This is a genomic window from Curtobacterium sp. MCLR17_034 (assembly GCF_003234485.1).
GTDB classification, from domain to species: domain Bacteria; phylum Actinomycetota; class Actinomycetes; order Actinomycetales; family Microbacteriaceae; genus Curtobacterium; species Curtobacterium flaccumfaciens.
Genome location: NZ_QKTH01000013.1, coordinates 41182 through 60816, shown reverse-complemented (window position 1 = coordinate 60816; position 19635 = coordinate 41182). Strand labels below are relative to the sequence as shown.

Sequence of the window (19635 nt, the reverse complement as noted above, 5' to 3'; positions counted from 1 at the left end):
CTGCGGCGCCGCCAGGCGACGCTTTCTGCGCCCGCGGCGGCCCGTGTGCGGCGTGTCCTGCCGTCTCGGCGGGGCGGCCCGCGGGTCCAGACCGCCGCGCCCGGGCGCTTGCGCTGAGTGGTCACGAACTGTCGACTGCGGCGCCGCCAGGCGACGCTTTCTGCGCCCGCGGCGGCCTGCCTGCGGCGTGTCCTGCTCCCTCGGCGGGGCGCCCCGCGCGTGTCGCGACCCGGTGCCGGTCTGGAGGCGCGGTGTGGCCCCGCCACGCGCCTCCCGTCCGCCGTGCCCGGGCCGTTGCGCCGAGGGGTCACGAACTGTCGGCTGGGGCGCCGCCAGGCGACGCGTTCCGCACCCGCGGCGGCTGGCGTGCGGCGTGTCCTGCCCGCTCGGCGGCGCGCCCCGCGCGTGTCCCGGCGCGCCCGGCCGCTTGCGCCGAGGGGGCACGAACTGTCGGCTGCGGAGCCTTCAGGTGACGCTTTCTCTCCCCGCGGCGGCGCGCCTGCGGCGTGTCCGGCCCGCTCGGCGGCGCGCCCCGAGCGTGTCGCGACCCGCTGTTGGACTGGAGGCGCGGTGCGGCCCCGCCCCGTGCCTCCAGTCCGCCCCGACGCGCGCGGGAATGTGGGCGGCCGCGGTTAGGCTGTTCCCACCCCGCAGCACACCGTACGAACCGGAGGTTCCGTGTCGGATTCCGACTCCTTCGTCCACCTGCACGTGCACAGCGAGTACTCGATGCTCGACGGTGCCGCCAGGCTCTCCGACCTCGTGGCGGAGACCGCCGCGCAGGGGATGCCCGCCGTGGCGGTGACCGACCACGGCAACATGTTCGGCGCCTTCGAGTTCTGGAAGGCCGCCAAGGCCGGTGGCGTCAAACCGATCATCGGGACCGAGGCGTACATCACGCCCCGCACGCACCGCTCGGACAAGACCCGTGTGCGCTGGGGTGACGGCGGGGGCGACGACGTGTCCGGCGCCGGCTCGTACACGCACATGACGATGTTCGCCGAGAACACCACGGGCATGCACAACCTGTTCCGGTTGTCGTCCAAGGCGTCGCTCGAGGGCTACTACTTCAAGCCCCGCATGGACATCGAGCTCCTGCAGGAGTACCACGAGGGCATCATCGCCACGACGGGCTGCCCCTCGGGGGAGATCCAGACGCGTCTGCGTCTCGGCCAGTACGACGAAGCGGTGCAGGCCGCCGCCGACTACCGCGACATCTTCGGCAAGGAGAACTACTTCGCCGAGGTCATGGACCACGGCCTCGAGATCGAACGCCGGATCATGAGCGACCTGATCCGCCTGGCGAAGGACCTCGACATCCCGCTGGTCGGCACCAACGACCTGCACTACACGCACGCCCACGACGCCAAGTCCCACGCGGCACTGCTCTGCGTGCAGTCCGGTTCGACGCTGAACGACCCGAACCGCTTCAAGTTCGACGCCGACGAGTTCTACCTGAAGACCCCGGCGCAGATGCGGCACGTCTTCCGCGACAACCTCGAGGCCTGCGACAACACGCTGCTCATCGCGGAACGCTGCAACGTCGAGTTCGACACCTCGGCCAACTACATGCCGAAGTTCCCGGTGCCCGAGGGCGAGACCGAGCACTCCTGGTTCGAGAAAGAGGTGGCGAAGGGGCTGGACTACCGGTACCCGGACGGCATCTCGAAAGAGGTGCAGGACCGAGCCGACTACGAGGTCGGCATCATCAACCAGATGGGGTTCCCGGGCTACTTCCTGGTGGTCGCGGACTTCATCAACTGGTCCAAGAACAACGGCATCCGCGTCGGTCCGGGTCGTGGCTCCGGCGCCGGCTCGATGGTGGCGTACGCGATGCGCATCACCGACCTCGACCCGATCCGGCACGGCCTGATCTTCGAGCGCTTCCTCAACCCGGACCGCGTCTCGATGCCCGACTTCGACGTCGACTTCGACGACCGGCGCCGCGGTGAGGCGATCAAGTACGTCACCGAGAAGTACGGGTCGGAGCGCGTCGCGCAGATCGTCACGTACGGCACGATCAAGGCGAAGCAGGCGCTCAAGGACTCCTCGCGCGTCCTCGGGTTCCCGTTCGGCATGGGCGAGAAGCTCACCAAGGCCATGCCGCCGCCCGTGATGGGCAAGGACATCCCGCTCACCGGGATCTTCGACAAGGACCACCCGCGCTACAAGGAAGCCGTCGACGTCCGTACCGTGGTCGAGACCGACCCCGAGGCGAAGACGGTCTTCGACACCGCCCTCGGGCTCGAGGGGCTGAAGCGCCAGTGGGGCGTGCACGCTGCCGGCGTCATCATGTCGAGCGATCCGCTCATCGACATCATCCCGATCATGAAGCGGGAGCAGGACGGCCAGATCGTCACGCAGTTCGACTACCCGGCAGCGGAGTCGCTCGGCCTGATCAAGATGGACTTCCTGGGGCTCCGCAACCTCACGATCATCAGTGACGCCCTCGACAACATCAAGACGAACCGTGGGACCGAGCTCGACCTCGAGAACATGGGCCTCGAGGACCCCGAGGCGTACGCGCTCCTGCAGCGCGGGGACACGCTCGGCGTGTTCCAGCTCGACGGTGGGCCGATGCGCGGCCTGCTGCGGCTGATGAAGCCCGACAACTTCGAGGACATCTCCGCGCTCATCGCCCTGTACCGCCCGGGGCCCATGGGTGCGAACTCGCACACGAACTACGCGCTCCGCAAGAACGGCGAGCAGCCGATCACGCCGATCCACCCGGAGCTCGAAGAGCCCCTCAAGGACATCATCGGCACGACCTACGGCCTGATCATCTACCAGGAGCAGGTCATGGCCATCGCGCAGAAGGTCGCCGGGTTCTCCCTCGGCCAAGCGGACATCCTCCGCCGCGCGATGGGCAAGAAGAAGAAGTCCGAGCTCGACAAGCAGTACGCGGGCTTCCAGCAGGGCATGAAGGACAACGGGTACTCCGACGCGGCGATCAAGACGCTGTGGGACATCCTGCTGCCCTTCTCCGACTACGCGTTCAACAAGGCGCACTCGGCGGCCTACGGTGTGGTGTCCTTCTGGACCGCGTACCTCAAGGCGCACTACCCGGCTGAGTACATGGCGGCGCTGCTGACGAGCGTCGGCGACGCCCGCGACAAGCTCGCGCTCTACCTGAACGAGTGCCGCCGGATGGGCATCAAGGTGATGCCGCCGGACGTCAACGAGTCGATCGGCTTCTTCGCCGCAGTCGGCGACGACATCCGCTTCGGCATGGGTGCCATCCGCAACGTCGGGTTCAACGTCGTCGACGACATCGTCAAGGCGCGGACCGAGAAGGGCGCCTTCGAGTCGTTCCACGACTTCCTGCGCAAGATCCCGATCTCGTCGGCGAACAAGCGCACGGTCGAGTCGCTCATCAAGGCCGGTGCCTTCGACGAGTTCGGTGGCACCCGCCGAGCCCTGGTGGAGATCCACGAGGGCGCGGTCGAGGGCGCGGTGAAGGTCAAGCGCGACGAGGCCCACGGCAACGTCGGGTTCGACTTCGACTCGCTCTTCGCCGAGGCAGCCGAGGACGCCCCGAGTGCCGCGGTGTCCCAGGTGCCGGACCGTCCGGAGTGGTCCAAGCGCGACAAGCTGGCGTTCGAGCGGGACATGCTCGGGCTCTACGTGTCCGACCACCCGCTCGCCGGGCTCGAGATCGAGCTCGCGAAGCACCAGTCGATCACCATCGCCGACCTGCTCACCGCCGACGACTCGATCGAGGGCGAGACGGTGACCGTCGCCGGCCTGCTGACGAGCGTGCAGCACCGGGTGGCGAAGACGAGCGGCAACCCGTACGGCATCGTCGACATCGAGGACTTCGGCGGCCAGATCGGCGTGATGTTCCTGGGCAAGACCTACCAGGAGTTCGGCCCGTCCCTGGTGCCCGACTCGATCGTCGTCCTGCGCGGCCGCGTCAACGTCCGCGACGACGGCAAGGCCCTGCACGCGGTGAGCATGTTCCAGCCGAACGTCGGCGACGCGATGGGCTCTGGCCCGCTCACCCTGTCGCTGCCGGAACGCCAGGCCACGACGACCACGGTGACGGAACTCGCCGCCGTGCTCGGCCGCCACCAGGGTGACACCGAAGTCCGGCTGAAGCTGCTCAAGGACGACGTCGCGCGCACCTTCGAGCTGCCGTTCCCGGTGAACCTGACCCCCGACCTGTTCGGCGAGCTGAAGAGCCTGCTCGGACCCCGCTGCCTGGTGTAGGAGCAGCGACCATGGCCGGTCACCGGATCTTCGGGACGCCCGTCGCGGACGTCTACGGGCACTACCTGGCGAAGGTGGAGCGGAAGGGCCACACGAAGGCGGAGCTGGACACCGTCATCGAGTGGTTGACCGGCTTCGACGGGCGGGCGCTCGCGCAGCACCTGGCCGACCGGACCACGTTCGAGGACTTCTTCGCCGGCGCGCACCTCAACCCGAACGCCCCGCTCATCACCGGGGTGATCTGCGGGGTGCGGATCGAGGAGCTCGACGACCCGCTCATGCGGCAGATCCGGTACCTCGACAAGCTCGTCGACGAGGTCGCCAAGGGCCGGCCGATGGTGAAGATCCTGCGGACCGCGTGACCGACGGCCAGCCGGCACCACCGGACCCCGGAGTGCTCGCCGCGTTCGGTGCGGGAACAGCCACACCGGTGCCACTCGTGGGCGGCCGCGGCCGCTCCTGGCGGGCGGGCGACATCGTCCTCCGGCCCCACGACGGTGCGCTCGTGACGGACTGGCGCGCTGCGGTGCTCGCGGACCTGGGCCACACGTCGGCGTTCCGGACTCCGAGACCGGTGCCCACTCGCGCCGGTGCCTGGCGGTGCGGGGAGTGGGAGGCGTGGGAGTTCGTCGCCGGGGCCGCTGACGAGACCCGTGTCGACGACGTCATCCGAGCGGGTCGGGCCTTCCACCGCGCAGTCGCCGGCGTCGGGTGCCCCGCGTTCCTCCGGACGGCCGACCCCGAGACCGACGACCCGTGGCGTCGCGCCGACCGCATGGCCTGGGGCGAGGTACCACTGCCGACCGACCCGACCCTCGATCGCCTGGCCGCGGCGTTCCGTCCCGTCCACGCGCCGGCGCAGCTGATCCACGGGGACCTGCTGGGCAACGTCCTGTTCGCGGAGGGACTCGCGCCCGCGATCATCGACTGGCCACCGTACTGGCGTCCGGCCGGCACGGGAGCCGCGATCGCTGCGGTCGACGCGGTCTGCTGGCACGGCGTGTCCGTCGACCGCCTCGACGATCTCGGCGAGGGCGAACACCAGTGGCGGCAGCTGCTCTTGCGCGCCCTCGTGTTCCGGATCGCCACGCTGCACCTGCTCGGTGCGTTCGACGTGGCCAGCATCGCGCGACACCGCGCGGTCGTCAACGCACTCGCGTGACGGACGGGAGGCCCGTGGCGGCGCCGCCACGGGCCTCCCGTCCGCTCGTCGGTCGTCGCTCAGGCGCCGCGGCCGGCGATCGCGCGGAGGCGGGCGACGATGCGCGGGTTGCGCGCACCGAACGTGAGCGCGGCGAGGCGTCGGACCGACACCGTCGCGCGGTGCACCAGGAGGCCGGTCGCTTCGGCGATGTCCGAAACCGCGTGCCAGCGAGCACGCAGGGACGCCGGGTCGATCTCGTTCGCGGCGGCTGTGCGGACGAGCCGGACGAGGTCGTCCCCGTCACGCCAGCTCGTGCTCTGGTTCTCGAAGCGGCGCAGGATGCGGTCGATCGCCGAAGCACGGTGGTTCGCGACCGCGTGTGACCACCGGACGTCCTGCGACACGGGGTCGACGAGGATCCAGCGGGGAGCGTTGGCGTTGAGCGCGGAGAGCTGCGCGAACGTGGTCAGCGCACCGAGCGCGACCGCGACGTCGAAGATCTGCCGTGGCCGGCCCCCGACGGCGATCGCAGCGCCCGGGAACGCCTCACGGGCGTCCCGGATCTGCGACTTCGCGACGATGACCGTGACGACGACGTCATCCGGCGCTGCAGCGAGGGTGCTGCGGGTCCGAGCGATGACCTCGTCGGTCAGGTCGGCGGGGAGGTGCAGCGCCACGCGGACGACGTCGTCGTCGGGCAGGAACGCATCGGCGAACACGTCGACGGCGTCACGGTACCGGGCGAGGAAGAGCGCGATCGCGCCGCCGTAGAAGGGATAGCGCTCGAGCAGGATCCGCTCGTGCTCGAGCCGGAGCGAGGGACCGCGATCCCCGCTGAAGCTCGTCGAGCCCGTGTGCAGGACCAACGCGCGGTTCGCCAACACCGAGGTGAAACCGTGCTCGTTGATCCGCAGGCAGAAGTCGTTCTCCTCGCCGTAGCCGGGGGAGAAGACGTCGTCGAACAAGCCGAAACGGTCGACCATCTCGCGCCGGATGAGGAAGCAGAAGCCCATCGCCACCGGGGAGACCGTGTGCCGCGGGAGCAGGTACTTCGTCCGGCCGTGCAGCTCGCGGGTGCGGCGCGGTGTGAGGCTCGCGCGCGGGTTCCGCCGCGCGTAGGGGAAGGACGCGATCGTGGCGTTGTCGCTCCTCGCGCACACGACGCCGATCGACTCGTCCGAGGCCAGGACCGCGGTCATCTCGTCCAGGAACCCCGGCATCGGGACGGTGTCGCTGTTGAGGAGCAGGACGTCGTTGCCCGTGCGGTCGAGCTCGAGGACCGCCCGGTTGCAGTTGCCGACGAAGCCGAGGTTGCGGCTGTTGCGGGTGTACTCGAACCCCTCGTGGTCACCGACGAGCTCGAGCACCCGGGCCTCGATCGCGTCGACGCGGGGGCCCATGTCGTTCGCCAGGAGCACGCGGTCGACGGCGAAGTCCACCGTCTCGAGCAGTGCCTCGATGCAGCGCTCGAGACCGGGGAGGTCGTCGTAGATCGGGACGACGATCGTGACCGGACGACGGTCGCGCGTCATCGCCGAGCCAGCTTCCGGACGACGACGCCCGGCCGGGCGAGGAGTCGGCCGACGGCCCCCGAGCGGGATCGCACGCGGCTCGCGAGGAGTCCGACGGCGGCTCTGGCGCTCGTCGCACCGAGCGAGGCGTACGCGCCGGGCAGCTCGAACCAGTAGCGCGCCGCCTGGGGGAGCCGGTAGCCCTCGGTGCCGACCAGCGCGACCAACCGTGCGATGGCCGCCGCGTTGTCGTGGCCTGCACCCGTGACGGTGGTGAGACGTTCCGGTGCAGCCGCACCGTGCCTCCTGGCCGTGTCCGGGTCGGCCGCGTACGCGGCGAGCGCGTCGGCGAGGGCGTTCGTGTCGTCTGCCTCGACCAACGCGCCGGTCACACCGGGCTCCACGAGTTCCGCGCTGCCGCCTTGGCGCGTGGCGACGACGGCCCTGCCGAGCGCCATGTACTCGGCGGTGGTGCGACCGAAGGCCTCGATGGTGGACGGTGTGACGCAGACGTCGGCCGCCTGGATGAAGGGCGCGGGCGTGTGCTGCTCGCCAGCGAACACGACGTGCTCGGTGACACCGAGCGCGCGGGCGCGGTCGGTGAGCCGCTGGTCCTCACCCGGGTGCTTCCAGCTCCCGACGAAGCAGACGCTTGCGGTCACGCCTCGTCGGCGCAGCGCCCCGAGCGCATCGACGACGCGGTGCTGACCCTTGGACTCCTCGACGCGGCCGAGGACCGTGATCCGGAGGCCGGGTTGCGCCTGCGGGAAGGGTGTAACGGCGGGCGTGTCGTCCTTCGTCGCCAAGAGTCGGCTCGTGTCGACCGTCGGGTAGGCGACGGAGAGCTTGTCGGCGGGGATGTACTGGACGAGGTGGTCGCGCATCGCCTCGGAGTTGGTGACGACGGCCCCGGACAGCAGGCCGATGTCGCCGAGGACGCCCGCACGGCCCGTCTGGAACTGCAGACCGTGGTCGAGGTCGCCGTACTCTCGGACGAACCACGCCTGCGGGATCCCGAGGACCGCGGCGGCGAACGACGCCCACGGGGCGACGAGTGTGTTGGTGACGACGAGGTCCGGGCGCTCGCGCTCGTACTTCCGGATGATCGCGTTCACGGCGGCGTAGTCGACGGTCGCGAAGGCGGCGCGTTCGGCAGCCGGTGCGGGCTGTGGACTCGGCAGGGCCCAGCCGCGGAACCGCAGCGCGTCGTAGGACCAGCCACGCTCTTCGAGGGCATCGATGAACTTGCCGCGCGGGGCCTTGGTGATGAAGGTCGGCGTCATGGCCGGGTCCTGCGCCTGCCAGTCCTCCACGAAGCGGATGAGTGACCGTTCCGCCCCGCCGAGGTTCACCGGCGCGGTGGAGTGGTTGGCGAAGCTGACGATCACCCACCAACCCTACTCAGGTTTCACCAGGTGTTCGTCTCCGCGGCACCCGCAGCGGACATGCATCACCGAGTCGAACGTGGCAAGTGCAACCTTTGTGCGAGAATGTCTCGTCCCCGAATCCCTGTGAGGAGCGCTGCGTTGCGCCCCGGAGGAGCCTGCACCCGAAGCATGACGTACCTGAACGAGCTCATGTCGTCGCGGGAACTCCTGGCGAACCTCACCGCCCGCGAGGTCAAGGGCAAGTACCGCCGCACGGTCTTCGGGCAACTGTGGTCCCTGATCAACCCGCTCGCGACGATGCTGATCTACACGATCGTGTACTCGTTCATCTTCCGGGCACGACTCGAGGTCGGTGACCCCAGCGGGCTGAACATCTATCCGCTCTGGCTCATGTGCGGGCTGCTGCCCTGGATCTTCGCGCGCAACGTCATCAACTCCGGCATGACGTCGATCGTCGCCAACGGCTCACTGATCAAGAAGGTGTACTTCCCGCGGATGACCCTGCCGCTCGCGGCCGTCGGGTCCTTCGGGTTCACGTGGCTGGTGGAGATGGGGGTGCTGCTCATCGCGCTCGCGATCGCCGGGTCGAACTTCTGGCTCTACCTGCCGCTGATCGCCCTGACGATGGTGTTCCTCGCCATGTTCTCCGCCGGCCTCGGGCTGATCCTTTCGATCATCAACGTGCACTTCCGCGACATGCAGCACCTGGTCGGCATCGCACTGCAGATGTGGATGTACCTGTCGCCGATCATCTACCCGCTCTCGCTCGTCGAGGACGCCGCCAACAAGGCCGGACACCCGTGGATCATCCACGTCTACAAGCTCAACCCGATCGAGCGGTTCTCCGAGGTCTTTCGGAACCTCATGTACGACAACCGCCTCCCGAACTGGACCGACCTGGTCGCGTGTGCCATCGCGGGGTGCGCCTCGCTCGCGATCGGCTACGTCGTGTTCTCCCGCAACGAGAAGAAGCTGGCTGAACTCCTGTGAACGACTCCGCCGTCTCCGTCGAACACGTCTCCAAGCGCTTCCGCATGTACCACGAGCGCAACGACTCGCTGAAGAGCATGGTCATGCGCGGGAAGAAGTCGGTGCACGAGGACTTCTGGGCGCTGAAGGACGTGTCGTTCGAGGTCCCGCACGGATCGACGTTCGGCCTCATCGGCAAGAACGGGTCGGGTAAGTCGACGCTGTTGAAGTGCCTCGCCAAGATCCTCTGGCCGGAGGAGGGCTCGATCACCGCGCGTGGCAAGCAGGCGTCACTGCTCGAGGTCGGCTCTGGGTTCCACCCCGAGCTCTCCGGTCGCGAGAACGTGTTCCTGAACGGCTCGATCCTCGGGATGAGCCGCAAGGAAGTGGCGCGGAAGTTCGACGACATCGTGTCGTTCTCCGGTGTGGGCAACTTCATCGACCAGCCGGTGAAGAACTACTCGTCCGGCATGTACGTGCGGCTCGGGTTCTCCGTCGCCGTCGCGGTCACGCCGGACATCCTGGTCGTGGACGAGGTGCTGGCCGTCGGCGACGCGACGTTCCGAAAGCGCTGCCAGACGAAGTTCAAGGAGATGAAGGACGAAGGCCGCACGGTCATCCTCGTCTCGCACTCCATGGGGACCGTCAAGGACATGTGCGACCAGGTCGCCTGGCTCAACGAGGGCGAGCTGAAGATGATCGGCCCGACCAAGAAGGTCGTGTCGGCGTACGAGGCGACCGTCTGAGCGTGCTCCTGCGCTGCACCTAGGCTGGAACCGTGCAAACGGATGTTGAGGAGCTGTCGGCCTACTCGGACGACCGCGGGAACCGTATCGAGTACGCCGGCCCGAAACGGGGGAACGTCAAGATCACGTTCCGCGGGTCGAACAACGTCGTGCGGGTCCACCAACGTGCGCGTCTCGGGCGGATCGTGGTGAGCATGGACTGTGACAACGGTCTCCTCGACATCGCGGAGAACCACGGTGCGCCGGCGTTCGTCGCGAACATCAGGATCGGGCAGGACTCGTCCGTGCTCGTCGGCGCCAACGCATCCACCACCGCCAACTGCGTGATCTCGGCGACGGAGGGGACGACCGTGCGGATCGGCGACGACGTCATGATCGCTTCGCACGTCCAGATCCGGGCGGACGACGCGCACCCGATCTTCGACGTCCGCACCGGAGCGCGGGTCAACGTGTCGAGGTCGATCGACATCGGTGACCACGTCTGGCTCGCACTCGGCGTCACGGTCCTCGGCGGTACCACCGTCGGGCGCGGCTCCGTGATCGGGACCGGGTCGATCGTGACGGGCCGGGTCCCCAACAACTGCATCGCCGTCGGGACACCGGCACGGGTCGTGCGGCGCGACGTCGCCTGGGAGCGGCCGCACCTCTCGCTGAAGGAGCCCTTCTACAAGCCGGACGCGTCGACGGTCGAGCGTTCGCCGTTCTGGGAGCTCACCGAAGCCGAGGACTGATCCTCGGCGGGCAGCGCGGCCTCGGCCTCGGGCTCGGCTGGTCGTGGTCCGCCCGTCAACCACTCCATCATCTGGATGACGCGTTCCGAATTGCGCCCGTCCCGCGTGACGAAGGTCCGTCGCGCCCGTTCCCGGAACGTGTCCGACGGGCGGAACCCGGCCTCTGCGATCCGTTCGACAGCGCCTTCCACTTCCCGGACGGACCCGGTGACCTCGCCGAACCCGGCTTCGTCGTAGTCGAAGTACCCGCGACGACCACTGTGCGAGCCCCCGAAGAACTCGCGGAGGTCGAAGTGGAAGTACACCACCGGGACGTCGATGAAGGCGGCGTCGAAGGCCAGCGACGAGAAGTCGGTCACGAACGCGGCACTCCGCGCGAGGACGTCCTGCACACCGTCGACGGCGAAGTCGAGGATCTCCACGTCGTCGGGCAGGTGGAAGTCGGTCAGGTACGGACGGAGGAGCGGGTGCGGCATGAGCGCGAGGCGCTTCCCGGTCCGCTTCGCGAGTGCGCGGAGCTCCGGCGACGACATGAGCGCCGTGTACTCCTTGGCGAAACGGCTCTGCATGAACCGGTCGTCACGCTCCCACGCTCCGGATCCTGCGACCTGCGCCCCGACGAGGTAATGACGCCAGGTGGGCATGACGAGGATGAGGTCGCGCTCGGTTTCCTGCTTCGCCCGGCTCTTCTCGAGGAGCGCGTCGAAGCGGGGCAGCCCGGTCAGGACGACCTCGTGCTGGGAGAAGATCCACTGCCCGTGGCCCGCGATCGCGTCCCGCTCCTGCGGGGTCGAGACCACGAACAGGTCGGGTCGCTTCGAGTTGAGCCACCGCGACAGGTCGTAGTTGATCACGCCGTGCTGCAGGAAGGTGAAGTGGAACCGCGGCTGCCCGAACTTCGACGCGGGCAGGGGCTTGGTGACGAAGTCCGCGATGTGCGACGACGCGACGTGCTCGGCGTGGAGCATCAGTTGCACCCACTCGAGCGACCGGAATGCGATCATCCGGAACCCCTCGCGCTGCAGGCGGTCCCAGTCCTTGGAATCGCGGTTGAGCACGAAGTAGGCGTTGATGTCCGGACGGTGCCGTCGAACGTACCGGTAGGCGTGTTCCGCGTTGTCGTTCGCGTCCGTGTCCCGATCGATGAACACCCACGCGCCCTGGAACCGTTCGCGTGCGCGTCGCGTGCGGGCCAGCGTCGGTGCCAGGGCGTTCCGGAGTGCGGTCTTCTGCAGGGAGTTCCGGGTCGTGATCGCACGCTCGCGCACCGCTCGCCAGACGTGCTGCTTGTTGGTCAGCTCCACCTCGTTGGGATCGACCACGCGTCGGCGCTGCGCCAGGATCTGCGGTTCGAGCTGGCGGCGGGTCAGGGTTGCGTAGTGGTTCGGCACTTCACCCCGGGCGAAGACGACCTGCTGTCCGTCCACGTGCATCTCGGTGACGTGGCCGCGGGGGATCCAGATCACGCGCCGGCGAACCAGCGGCCGACCGTAGAAGACGAAGTCCTGGACGGTCTCGAACTCGGGGACGACCTCGTGTCCGTCGACAGCGATCTGTTCCGCCGGGATCTCGCCGGTGAACCAGTACTGGAGCTGCACGAGTTGGTGGGCCTCATCGACCTGAGCGAGGTTGACGGTGTTCGGGCGGTCCGGTTCGTCCCGGTACCCGACGAGCATCGCCCGCCGCACCGCGAACTCCACGGGCAGCAGGTCGAAGGAGCGCACCGCTTCCGGACCGACCCGCTGCAGGACCGCAGCCGCCAGCTCGTGGAACTCGTCGAACGCATCAGCGGGGGCGAGGGCCGAGGGCGACCGGATCGCACGCTCGCGCCGGAAGTACCCGACGAGGTCGTAGAGGACGGTGTTCGCCACCCAACGATCGATGCGTCCGGTCGCCGACGCCTCGTCGAGGAGCCCGAGGTGACCGTGACGGAGCACGTCGGTGTACTTCCGTCGGTCCTCGTGGCTGGTCTGCATGGTGGAGCTGCCATCGCCGCGCTGACGGTAGCGGTACTTGGCCGAGGCCATCAGACCGATCCGGTGCAGTCCGTTGCGGAGCAGGTAGCGCGCGACGAAGTGGGCGTCCTCGAACGTGGGTCGGACACGACCGTCGAACCGGAGACCCGCCGCCTCGACGAGGTCACGACGCATGAACGCCGCGTTCACGCCGGTCTGCACGACGGGGTCCAACCGCATGTCGACGATGCGCGATCCCTTCTCGAAGCGCTTGCGGGACGGGTGCCCGTCCGTCACGCCGCCGTCGTCGTCCAGGAGGAGCTGATGGGCCGCGAGGAGCGCGACATCGTCCGACGCGTGCAACTCGATGAACTTCGCGACCTCTTCGAAGTACCGTTCCTCCAGCTCGTCGTCGGCGTCGACGAAGGTGACCCACTGCCCGGTGGCACGGGCCAATCCGGTGTTCCGTGCGTCGGCGATCCAGGCGTTGTCCTGGTGGATCACGGTCACGTCGGCTCCAGCGGACCTGGCCCAGTCGTCGAGGAGCGACCCCGTCGAGTCGGTCGACCCGTCATCGACGAACACGAACTGCACACTGTCGTGGTCGAACGTCTGCCGTTCGAACGACCGCAGGAGCGTCGGGAGGTACCGTTCCACGTCGAGCGCCGCCACGACGACGGAGATGAGTGGTGTGGTCCGGATCGCTGAGTCCATCGGTCGATCGGCTCCCTGTCGTCGTGATGCACGTGCTGCGATAGTTTAGGGCTGAAGTCGAGGTTGGCTCGTCGCGCACTGCGCAACCCGAACGTGATGAACTCCAGGAGAAGTGCTGTGGGCGGACCCCTTCCTCTGCTGTCGGTCGTCGTGCCGGTCGGCAGCGTCGGCCCGTGGTTCGACGTCGCGCTGGAGGCGCTCCGGTCGCAGACCCACCGTCGGCTCGAGATCATCCTCGTGCTCGACGGGCTCAGCTCCGGGGTGACGGAGTCCGTCCGGTCGCTCGCCACCGAAGACCCGCGCATCGTCGTGCTCGAAATCGGGGAACGTGGCGGAGCCGGCAACGCCAGGAACACCGGGCTGGGCGTCGCGACCGGCGACTTCGTCGCGTTCGCGGACGCCGACGACCTCGTGCCGCCCGCTGCCTACGAACGGCTCCTCGCCGTGTTCACCGAGTCCGGTCCGGAGATCGTCAGCGGGAGGGCTGAGCAGTTCACCGGGGACGGGCGCGAGTCGACCTACTGGACGACGGACGACGCACTCTGGACGACCGGGGGGACCGGCCTCCGACTCTCGGACACGCCGCAGCTGGCCTTCGACCACACACCCTGGAACAAGGTCTTCAACCGCACGTGGTTGCTCGAGACCGGCGTCGAGTTCCCGACCGGCACCACCTGCGAGGACGTTTCCTGGTGGGCGCGGCTCGCGGTGGGAGCGAGGGTCGACGTGCTGCCCGAGGTGGTGTACCGCCACCGTCGACACGACGGGTCGGTGACGTCGGGCATCGGCCGGGGCGACGACCTGGACGACTGGCTCGAACAGACCCGTGCAGCAGTCGAGACGTACGCGGCACACGGGGCGGACGGGGCGACGGAGGCTTTCGGACGGCGGCTGATCCGCCGAGAGGCGTGGACGCGGGTCCGCGGGATCGGCGTGCTCGACCCGGTCGGCGCCCGCCTGCTCGCCGACTTCGTGCGGTGGATCGACACCTGGGTCGACGAGACGGAGTTCGACGACCTCAGCGCGTACCCCGGCACCGCCTACGCCCTGCTCCGGGCGAAGGAGCCGGGACTCGCGGCCGAGCTCGTCGAGACGTTCGACCGCCCGGCAGAGGACGTCGTCATGCGGTGGCGCGGCCTCGCCGCCGTGTGCGAGCGGGCGCTCGGTCCCGACACGGAGCGCGGCGCAGACCTGTGGCGCGAACGCCTGTTCCGGCCGGTCGTCGATGCCGCACAGCGCGGCGATCCGCTCCCTGTCCGTCCAGAGCTCGTCGCGGCGTTCTGGGACGAGTTCGTCGGCCGTGGGCTGGACGAGCACGAACAGGTCGTGCTGTCCGCGTTGCGGGACGGAGCAGTGGACGATGTCGTGTTCCTCCGACGCAACCGTCGCGTCCGTGCGACCGCCGACCGACACCGTGGTGGTCTCCGGATCAGCATGACGGGTCTCGAGCACCCGGCACCGGGGACCATCGTGCTCGAGCGCGACGGAACCCGGACGGCAGTGCACCGGGGCGTGCTGTCATCGGACACGGTCGTCTCGTCGGCGAGGCCTCGGCCCGGTGACCGGTGGAGCGTCGAGTTCACGCTGCGCGACAGGCGGATCCACCGTGTCGAGGTGGCCGTCGCACAGTCGGCACTGCGCCGCGTCGCCGCCGTGCTCAGGACGAGGAGTCGGCCTTGAGTGCACAGCTCTCCGTCGTCATGCCGGTGCACGACGTCGCGCCGTGGATCGAGGAGCAGCTCGACTGTGTCCTGCGGCAGGACGTCGACCTCGAGGTGATCGTCATCGACGACCGGTCCAACGACGAGACGGTCGCGATCGTGGAGCGGATCGCGTCCCGCGACCCCCGTGTGCGACTGTACCGATCCCGAGCAGCGGGGGGAGGCGCCGCCCGCAACCAGGGGATAGACCTCGCGCAGGGCGAGTACGTGGTGTTCGCCGACGGTGATGACCTGGTACCTGACGGGGCGTACCGGGCGCTCATCGACGCAGCCGAGCGCAGCGACGCCGTGATCGCGCTCGGACGGCACCTCAAGTTCAGCTCCGGGTCGACCTGGGAGCCCATGTCGAGTTGGTACGACGTCCTGACCGAGTCGGTGACGAACCTCCAGGCCATGCCGAGGCTCTTGGCGAACCGCGCATGCTGGAACCGGGTCTTCCGCACCGACTTCCTGCGCGCGTCGGGCGTCCGGTTCCCGAACGCCCCGCGCTCCAACGACATCGTGCCGATGGTCCGCGCGTTCCTCGCTACGGACCGTGTCGCGGTGGTGCCGGAGGTCGTCTACCTGTACCGCGAGCGTCCGGGAGCCTCGTCCATGACCGCGAGGGCGTCGGGCATCGACGGCGTGCTGAGCTACTTCGATCAGGAGATCGAGGTGGCATCACTCCTCGCCGATGCCGCACCGGAGGTCCGCCGCGCGCACGCCGAGGTCGTCCTCGACGCCGACGGGTACGTCCACCTCGAACGGTTCCTCCGCGGCCAGCCGGATGCGCACGACCTGCACCGGGTCATCAGGGCGGTGCATGATCTGCTCGCGGTCGTGCCGACCGAAGATCGTCAGGCGCTCCGTGCCGAGCGACGAGCGCTCTGGTTCGCGGTGGCCAACGGAGCGGGGGAGATCGCCGTGCGCCTCGCGTCTGCGCTGCACGACGCGCGCGACGACCGCGACGTGCCGCCGGTGCTGCTCCGCGCCTGGGTGGACGTGATCAACTCGGTCGGTGTGCTCGGAGGGGCAGCCGTCTTCGCACTCGATCGCGGATCCCTCGTCAACGACGGGCCGTTGGTCCTGCTGGCGAACCGCGCGGAGCACACCGACGTGTCGGTGCTCGGATCCGCCGTCACGGACCTGGGCCCGCTGACGGCAGGGGTCCAAGGGAGCTCCGAACTCCTGCGTGCGATGGCGGGCGCCGTCCACGGGCAGGACCCGCTCGCAGTGCAGCTGGTCTCGACGGTGCGGCACCTCGCACCGCTCGTCGTCGACGAGGCGCACCCGGACGCAGGCGGCCTGACCCTGAGCGGATCAGTGGCCGGGCCGGTGCCTGACGGTGTGTCCCTCGACATGGTCCTGACCGCAACCCCGACCGAAAACGCCACTGTGACCGGAGCCGGGGCAGCGGGTACCCAGGCCGTCCTCCGGGTCGATCACCGCTCGTCCCGCTGGTCGCTGCGCCTGGAGAACGGCGACGTAGTCACCGGCAGACACCGTGCCGTGGTCCGGATCTCGTTCCGTGGTCTCCGGCTCGACTTCCCGGTCGTGACCGCGAGGATGCCGATCCCGCCCGTTCCGAGCGGCGTGCAACTGCAGCCCCTGGCCGACCGTGCGGACGGCTGGCGGTTCCTCGTCGACCGTCGGGTGCCGAGCGGGCACTTCGCCCGACGGCTCCTGCGCGCAACGCGCGCCGTGCTCAGGAACTGAGGCCGGCGAGTTCGTCGGCCGGGTGCCCGGCGGTCAGGGCATCGCCGATGACCATGCGGTCGAGGTCGGCCATGAAGTCCTGGAAGAACGGTCGTCCGAAGTGCCAGGGCGAGATGCCGTAGGGGTGCGCGCCGTCGGAGTGGTACGAACGGTCGCGGTTGTCGATGGTGCGGAGGTCGTGGCGGGCAGCGATCGAACGGTAGAGCGAGTCGTACCGGTCGTTCTCCCGCAGCAGCCGCTTGTACAGGTCATCCCGTTTCTGGTCTCCGCGGTACTTCACGAACTCCAGGTCGCCGGTGCTCGTCCGGTAGTACGAGCTGTACCGGAAGCAGTTCAACACCAGAGTCGTCTCCGGGAGCGCCTGTCGCTGCCATGCCACGAGCTCGTCGACGGCCTGCTCGAGGAGCGGCACGTACTCGGCGCTCGCGTTCGCCATGTGCAGGGTCGTGAAGCTCTCACCCGCAGCGAAGAAGTCCGTCTTCCGGAAGCTGTTCGGGTTGTTCGTGATGGTCGCGTCGCCGATCCGCGCGAGCCCGTACCGGACGTCGGAGTAGAGGTCGAACAGCAGGTAGTCGGGCGCGAACGACTCGAGTTCTGCGCGGTCCGACTTGGCGATGTCGCGCGCCATCGTGCGCGCCCCGTGCTCGTTGACCTTGTCACCCGGCTGGATCTGTTGCGCGATCTCCGGAGCGACGGGTGCCGACAGGAAGCTCACGAGACCGGTCTGCCACGCGAGCGGACCGAGGTCGTAGACGTCCTTGTAGTGCGGGTTGTTCCGTGTGATGAACGCTTCTCGCGTGACGCACGAGCCGATGATGGCCACCTTGATCCGTGACACCGAGTTCTCCGTTCGATCGAGCATGAGCCAGCAACAAGGGTTGATTATGCCTCAGGGCGCGTGGCGGTCCGCGTCGGCAGGCCGGCCGTCGTGTGCCGCAGGAGCGCCTCGTACCGGCGGGAGACCGCGAACGGCGCGAGCCGGGCCGTGAACCCGAGTGCGGCACCGCGTTCCGGCAACGGCTCCGACAGCACCCGGGCGAGCGCGCCGGCATCACCGGGTTCGAACCACCGGACCCAGGCTTCACCGCCGAAGTCGCTCCGGAGGTGCGCTTCGTCGGGCAGCACGACCGGCACGCCGAAGGTCGCGGCGAGGTGGAGGCTGCCGGAGTTCAGGACGCGCCGGTACGGCAGCACCGCGATGTCCGCGGCGTCGAACCAGCGCTTGACCTCGGCGTCGGCCACGTAGTCGTGGTGACGGACGGTGCGGAGCCCTTCGGGCAGGAGCCGATCGATGGTCGCTTCGTCCTCGGCCGACGTCCTCCCGGCGAGCAGGAGGACGAACCGGCCGGTGGCGGACGCCTGCTGCAGAGCCTCGATCAGGACGTCGACTCCCTTGTACGGACGGATCTGTCCGAAGAAGAGCACGGCGACGTCGTCGTCATCGAGTCCGAAACGTGCTCGTGCCTCCGTCCGGGACCCGTTGCCGTCGTAGATACCGCGGTAGCTCGGGTGGGGGAGGTGTTCGACCGTTCGCCCGGAGAGGTCGTAGAACGGTGCCACCACGTCGCTCGTGCGGGAGTTCATGACGTGCACCGTGTCCGCGGTCGCGGCCAAGTAGCGGTTCAGCGCGATCTCGTGCTCCTCGTGCCGGACGTCGTGTGCGAGCGCGTTGTGGATCGTCCAGACGACTCGGGCACCGTGTGCCCGCGCTCCGTCGACCGCGGCCCGGAACCGAGCGAGTCGGGCAACGGCCTCGGCGGCGTCGTCCGCACGCTGCACGATCGGAGCTGTCCAGTGCACGTGCACGACGTCTCCGGTGCCGAGGGAGCTCAGGTCGTGCTCGAAACGCTCGAGCCTCGCGGACTCGAGGACGTCCCACCCCGAGGCTCGTGGAGCCAGGAGCATGAGGTTCAGGTAGGGGTTGTCGCGGTAGACGGGGAAGACCGCGAGCCGCGGTGGACGGCCGTCGCGAGGACGCGAGTGCGCTGTTGGAGCCACATGGCGATCCTAGGAGGGGTCGCCGGTGCTCCGGTCGATAGCATCGAGGGATGTTCAGAGCTCGATCCAAGATCACCACCGATACATCGCTGACCTTCGCCGTGTCGGGTGACTCGGTCACGGCCCGCCCCGAGTCTTGGCGTGACCAGCTCGGCGATCGCCGTCTGCGGCTGGTCGGTGGCTTCGCCGAGGAGGGTGCGACGTCCGAGCGTGCGTTCGGTCAGGTCCGTCGTTCGCTGGCCGACGTGCTCGTGGTCATGATCGGCATGAACGACGTCCGGGAGGGCGTGCCCTTCGAGGAGATGACCTCGAACATCGAGAAGATCGTGCGGTTCGCGGAGTGTCAGACACCCCTGATCTGCTTGGTCCCGCCGAACAACCGCACCAACGGCACGGTGAACCAGCGCGCGAACGGGGTCGTGGCGAACCGGCACCTGTTCGACCTCGGATCGCGACGAGGGTGGGTGGTCGCGGATCCGTTCGCCTTCGCCCGAGCCTCCAACAACTCGTGGGGTGGCGGCATGTCCGAGGACGGCGAACACCCCCTCCCGCACGTCTCCGCAGAGGCGGCGGTCCGCATGCGCCTGTTCATCCGGCAGGCAGCGGCGACGATGGGTCTCAACCAGTGAGATGAGGTCGGGGGCGCTCAGTCCAGCGTCGCGACGATGTACTCGGCCTCGTGCAGGACCGAGCAGAACGCCAGCCCCTCGTGGTCGAGCGCATCGCGCTTCCGGATGACCGCGCCGCACACAGCGCACTTGGTCGTGAAGGTCGACCGCATTGCATCCGAGAGGAGCGACATGCGAGCAGCCTGCTCCGGCAAGGTGAACAGCAGGCCTCGTTTGTCTCGGAAC

Annotated in this window: 15 protein-coding genes; 9 read left to right on the top strand and 6 right to left on the bottom strand. The window is 68.8% G+C overall.

The window, feature by feature from the left end; genetic code table 11:
- The first annotated feature begins 729 nt into the window (after positions 1 to 729).
- From dnaE to DEI98_RS13150, 3 genes are read left to right on the top strand one after another with little or no spacing between them, the layout of a single operon-like run.
- Positions 730 to 4209 carry a DNA polymerase III subunit alpha gene (gene dnaE, locus DEI98_RS13160; RefSeq protein ID WP_375334817.1) on the top strand — a complete coding sequence of 1160 codons (3480 nt, stop codon included), beginning with the start codon at positions 730 to 732 and terminating at the stop codon, positions 4207 to 4209.
- Positions 4210 to 4220: 11 nt separating this feature from the next.
- Positions 4221 to 4571 (top strand): DUF2200 domain-containing protein, encoded by a 351-nt coding sequence (locus DEI98_RS13155; RefSeq protein WP_111100984.1) that lies wholly within the window; start codon positions 4221 to 4223, stop codon positions 4569 to 4571.
- On the top strand, positions 4568 to 5371 hold the full coding sequence (locus tag DEI98_RS13150) for a hypothetical protein (protein WP_111100983.1): 804 nt from the start codon (positions 4568 to 4570) through the stop codon (positions 5369 to 5371). The genes DEI98_RS13155 and DEI98_RS13150 overlap by 4 nt, the downstream gene beginning before the upstream one ends.
- A gap of 59 nt (positions 5372 to 5430) precedes the next feature.
- Here DEI98_RS13150 and DEI98_RS13145 read toward each other — a convergent pair whose 3' ends face one another.
- Positions 5431 to 6885 carry a glycosyltransferase family 2 protein gene (locus tag DEI98_RS13145; RefSeq protein ID WP_111100982.1) on the bottom strand — a complete coding sequence of 485 codons (1455 nt, stop codon included), beginning with the start codon at positions 6883 to 6885 and terminating at the stop codon, positions 5431 to 5433.
- Positions 6882 to 8252, bottom strand: coding sequence for a glycosyltransferase family 4 protein (locus tag DEI98_RS13140; RefSeq protein ID WP_111100981.1), 1371 nt, complete (start codon positions 8250 to 8252; stop codon positions 6882 to 6884). The genes DEI98_RS13145 and DEI98_RS13140 overlap by 4 nt, the downstream gene beginning before the upstream one ends.
- Before the next feature lie 168 nt (positions 8253 to 8420).
- Here DEI98_RS13140 and DEI98_RS13135 point away from each other — a divergent pair, with 168 nt between their 5' ends.
- Genes DEI98_RS13135 through DEI98_RS13125 form a run of 3 tightly spaced genes read left to right on the top strand, consistent with a single transcriptional unit; the run spans position 8421 to position 10698 of the window.
- The gene (locus DEI98_RS13135) at positions 8421 to 9242 is read left to right on the top strand and encodes an ABC transporter permease (RefSeq protein ID WP_111030339.1); all 822 of its coding nucleotides are present in this window, start codon (positions 8421 to 8423) and stop codon (positions 9240 to 9242) included.
- Positions 9239 to 9967 (top strand): ABC transporter ATP-binding protein, encoded by a 729-nt coding sequence (locus tag DEI98_RS13130; RefSeq protein WP_258367169.1) that lies wholly within the window; start codon positions 9239 to 9241, stop codon positions 9965 to 9967. Before DEI98_RS13135 ends, DEI98_RS13130 begins: the two co-directional genes overlap by 4 nt.
- A 32-nt stretch (positions 9968 to 9999) precedes the next feature.
- Positions 10000 to 10698, top strand: coding sequence for an acyltransferase (locus DEI98_RS13125; RefSeq protein WP_258370861.1), 699 nt, complete (start codon positions 10000 to 10002; stop codon positions 10696 to 10698).
- Here DEI98_RS13125 and DEI98_RS13120 read toward each other — a convergent pair.
- Entirely contained in the window at positions 10632 to 13367 is a 2736-nt protein-coding gene (locus tag DEI98_RS13120; protein WP_111100980.1) for a CDP-glycerol glycerophosphotransferase family protein, read from the bottom strand. The two genes, DEI98_RS13125 and DEI98_RS13120, sit on opposite strands and share 67 nt — an antisense overlap.
- Positions 13368 to 13484: 117 nt before the next feature.
- On the opposite strand from DEI98_RS13120, the gene DEI98_RS13115 reads away from it, so the two are divergent.
- Positions 13485 to 15047, top strand: a complete 1563-nt coding sequence (locus DEI98_RS13115) for a glycosyltransferase (protein ID WP_181438041.1) — start codon at positions 13485 to 13487, stop codon at positions 15045 to 15047.
- Complete coding sequence (locus tag DEI98_RS13110; RefSeq protein WP_111100978.1) at positions 15044 to 16783, top strand: glycosyltransferase family 2 protein; 1740 nt, start codon at positions 15044 to 15046, stop codon at positions 16781 to 16783. The genes DEI98_RS13115 and DEI98_RS13110 overlap by 4 nt, the downstream gene beginning before the upstream one ends.
- Here the strand turns inward: DEI98_RS13110 and DEI98_RS13105 are convergent.
- On the bottom strand, positions 16773 to 17645 hold the full coding sequence (locus tag DEI98_RS13105; protein WP_111100977.1) for a DUF6270 domain-containing protein: 873 nt from the start codon (positions 17643 to 17645) through the stop codon (positions 16773 to 16775). The two genes, DEI98_RS13110 and DEI98_RS13105, sit on opposite strands and share 11 nt — an antisense overlap.
- Positions 17646 to 17665: 20 nt before the next feature.
- The gene (locus DEI98_RS13100; protein ID WP_111100976.1) at positions 17666 to 18781 is read right to left on the bottom strand and encodes a glycosyltransferase; all 1116 of its coding nucleotides are present in this window, start codon (positions 18779 to 18781) and stop codon (positions 17666 to 17668) included.
- Positions 18782 to 18831: 50 nt separating this feature from the next.
- Here DEI98_RS13100 and DEI98_RS13095 point away from each other — a divergent pair, with 50 nt between their 5' ends.
- Positions 18832 to 19410, top strand: coding sequence for an SGNH/GDSL hydrolase family protein (locus tag DEI98_RS13095; protein ID WP_111100975.1), 579 nt, complete (start codon positions 18832 to 18834; stop codon positions 19408 to 19410).
- Between the two features lie 17 nt (positions 19411 to 19427).
- On the opposite strand, the gene DEI98_RS18735 is transcribed toward DEI98_RS13095, so the two are convergent.
- Entirely contained in the window at positions 19428 to 19583 is a 156-nt protein-coding gene (locus DEI98_RS18735) for a hypothetical protein (protein ID WP_175529707.1), read from the bottom strand.
- Between the last annotated feature and the right edge of the window lie 52 nt (positions 19584 to 19635).

What these genes read in the sequence shown, in the direction of transcription:
- dnaE (WP_375334817.1), top strand. Translation starts at nt 730, where the DNA reads ATGCTCGACGGTGCCGCCAGGCTCTCCGACCTCGTGGCGGAGACCGCC.
- DEI98_RS13155 (WP_111100984.1), top strand. Translation starts at nt 4,221, where the DNA reads ATGGCCGGTCACCGGATCTTCGGGACGCCCGTCGCGGACGTCTACGGG.
- DEI98_RS13145 (WP_111100982.1), bottom strand. Translation starts at nt 6,885, where the DNA reads ATGACGCGCGACCGTCGTCCGGTCACGATCGTCGTCCCGATCTACGAC.
- DEI98_RS13135 (WP_111030339.1), top strand. Translation starts at nt 8,421, where the DNA reads ATGACGTACCTGAACGAGCTCATGTCGTCGCGGGAACTCCTGGCGAAC.
- DEI98_RS13120 (WP_111100980.1), bottom strand. Translation starts at nt 13,367, where the DNA reads ATGGACTCAGCGATCCGGACCACACCACTCATCTCCGTCGTCGTGGCG.
- DEI98_RS13105 (WP_111100977.1), bottom strand. Translation starts at nt 17,645, where the DNA reads ATGCTCGATCGAACGGAGAACTCGGTGTCACGGATCAAGGTGGCCATC.
- DEI98_RS13095 (WP_111100975.1), top strand. Translation starts at nt 18,832, where the DNA reads ATGTTCAGAGCTCGATCCAAGATCACCACCGATACATCGCTGACCTTC.
- DEI98_RS18735 (WP_175529707.1), bottom strand. Translation starts at nt 19,583, where the DNA reads ATGTCGCTCCTCTCGGATGCAATGCGGTCGACCTTCACGACCAAGTGC.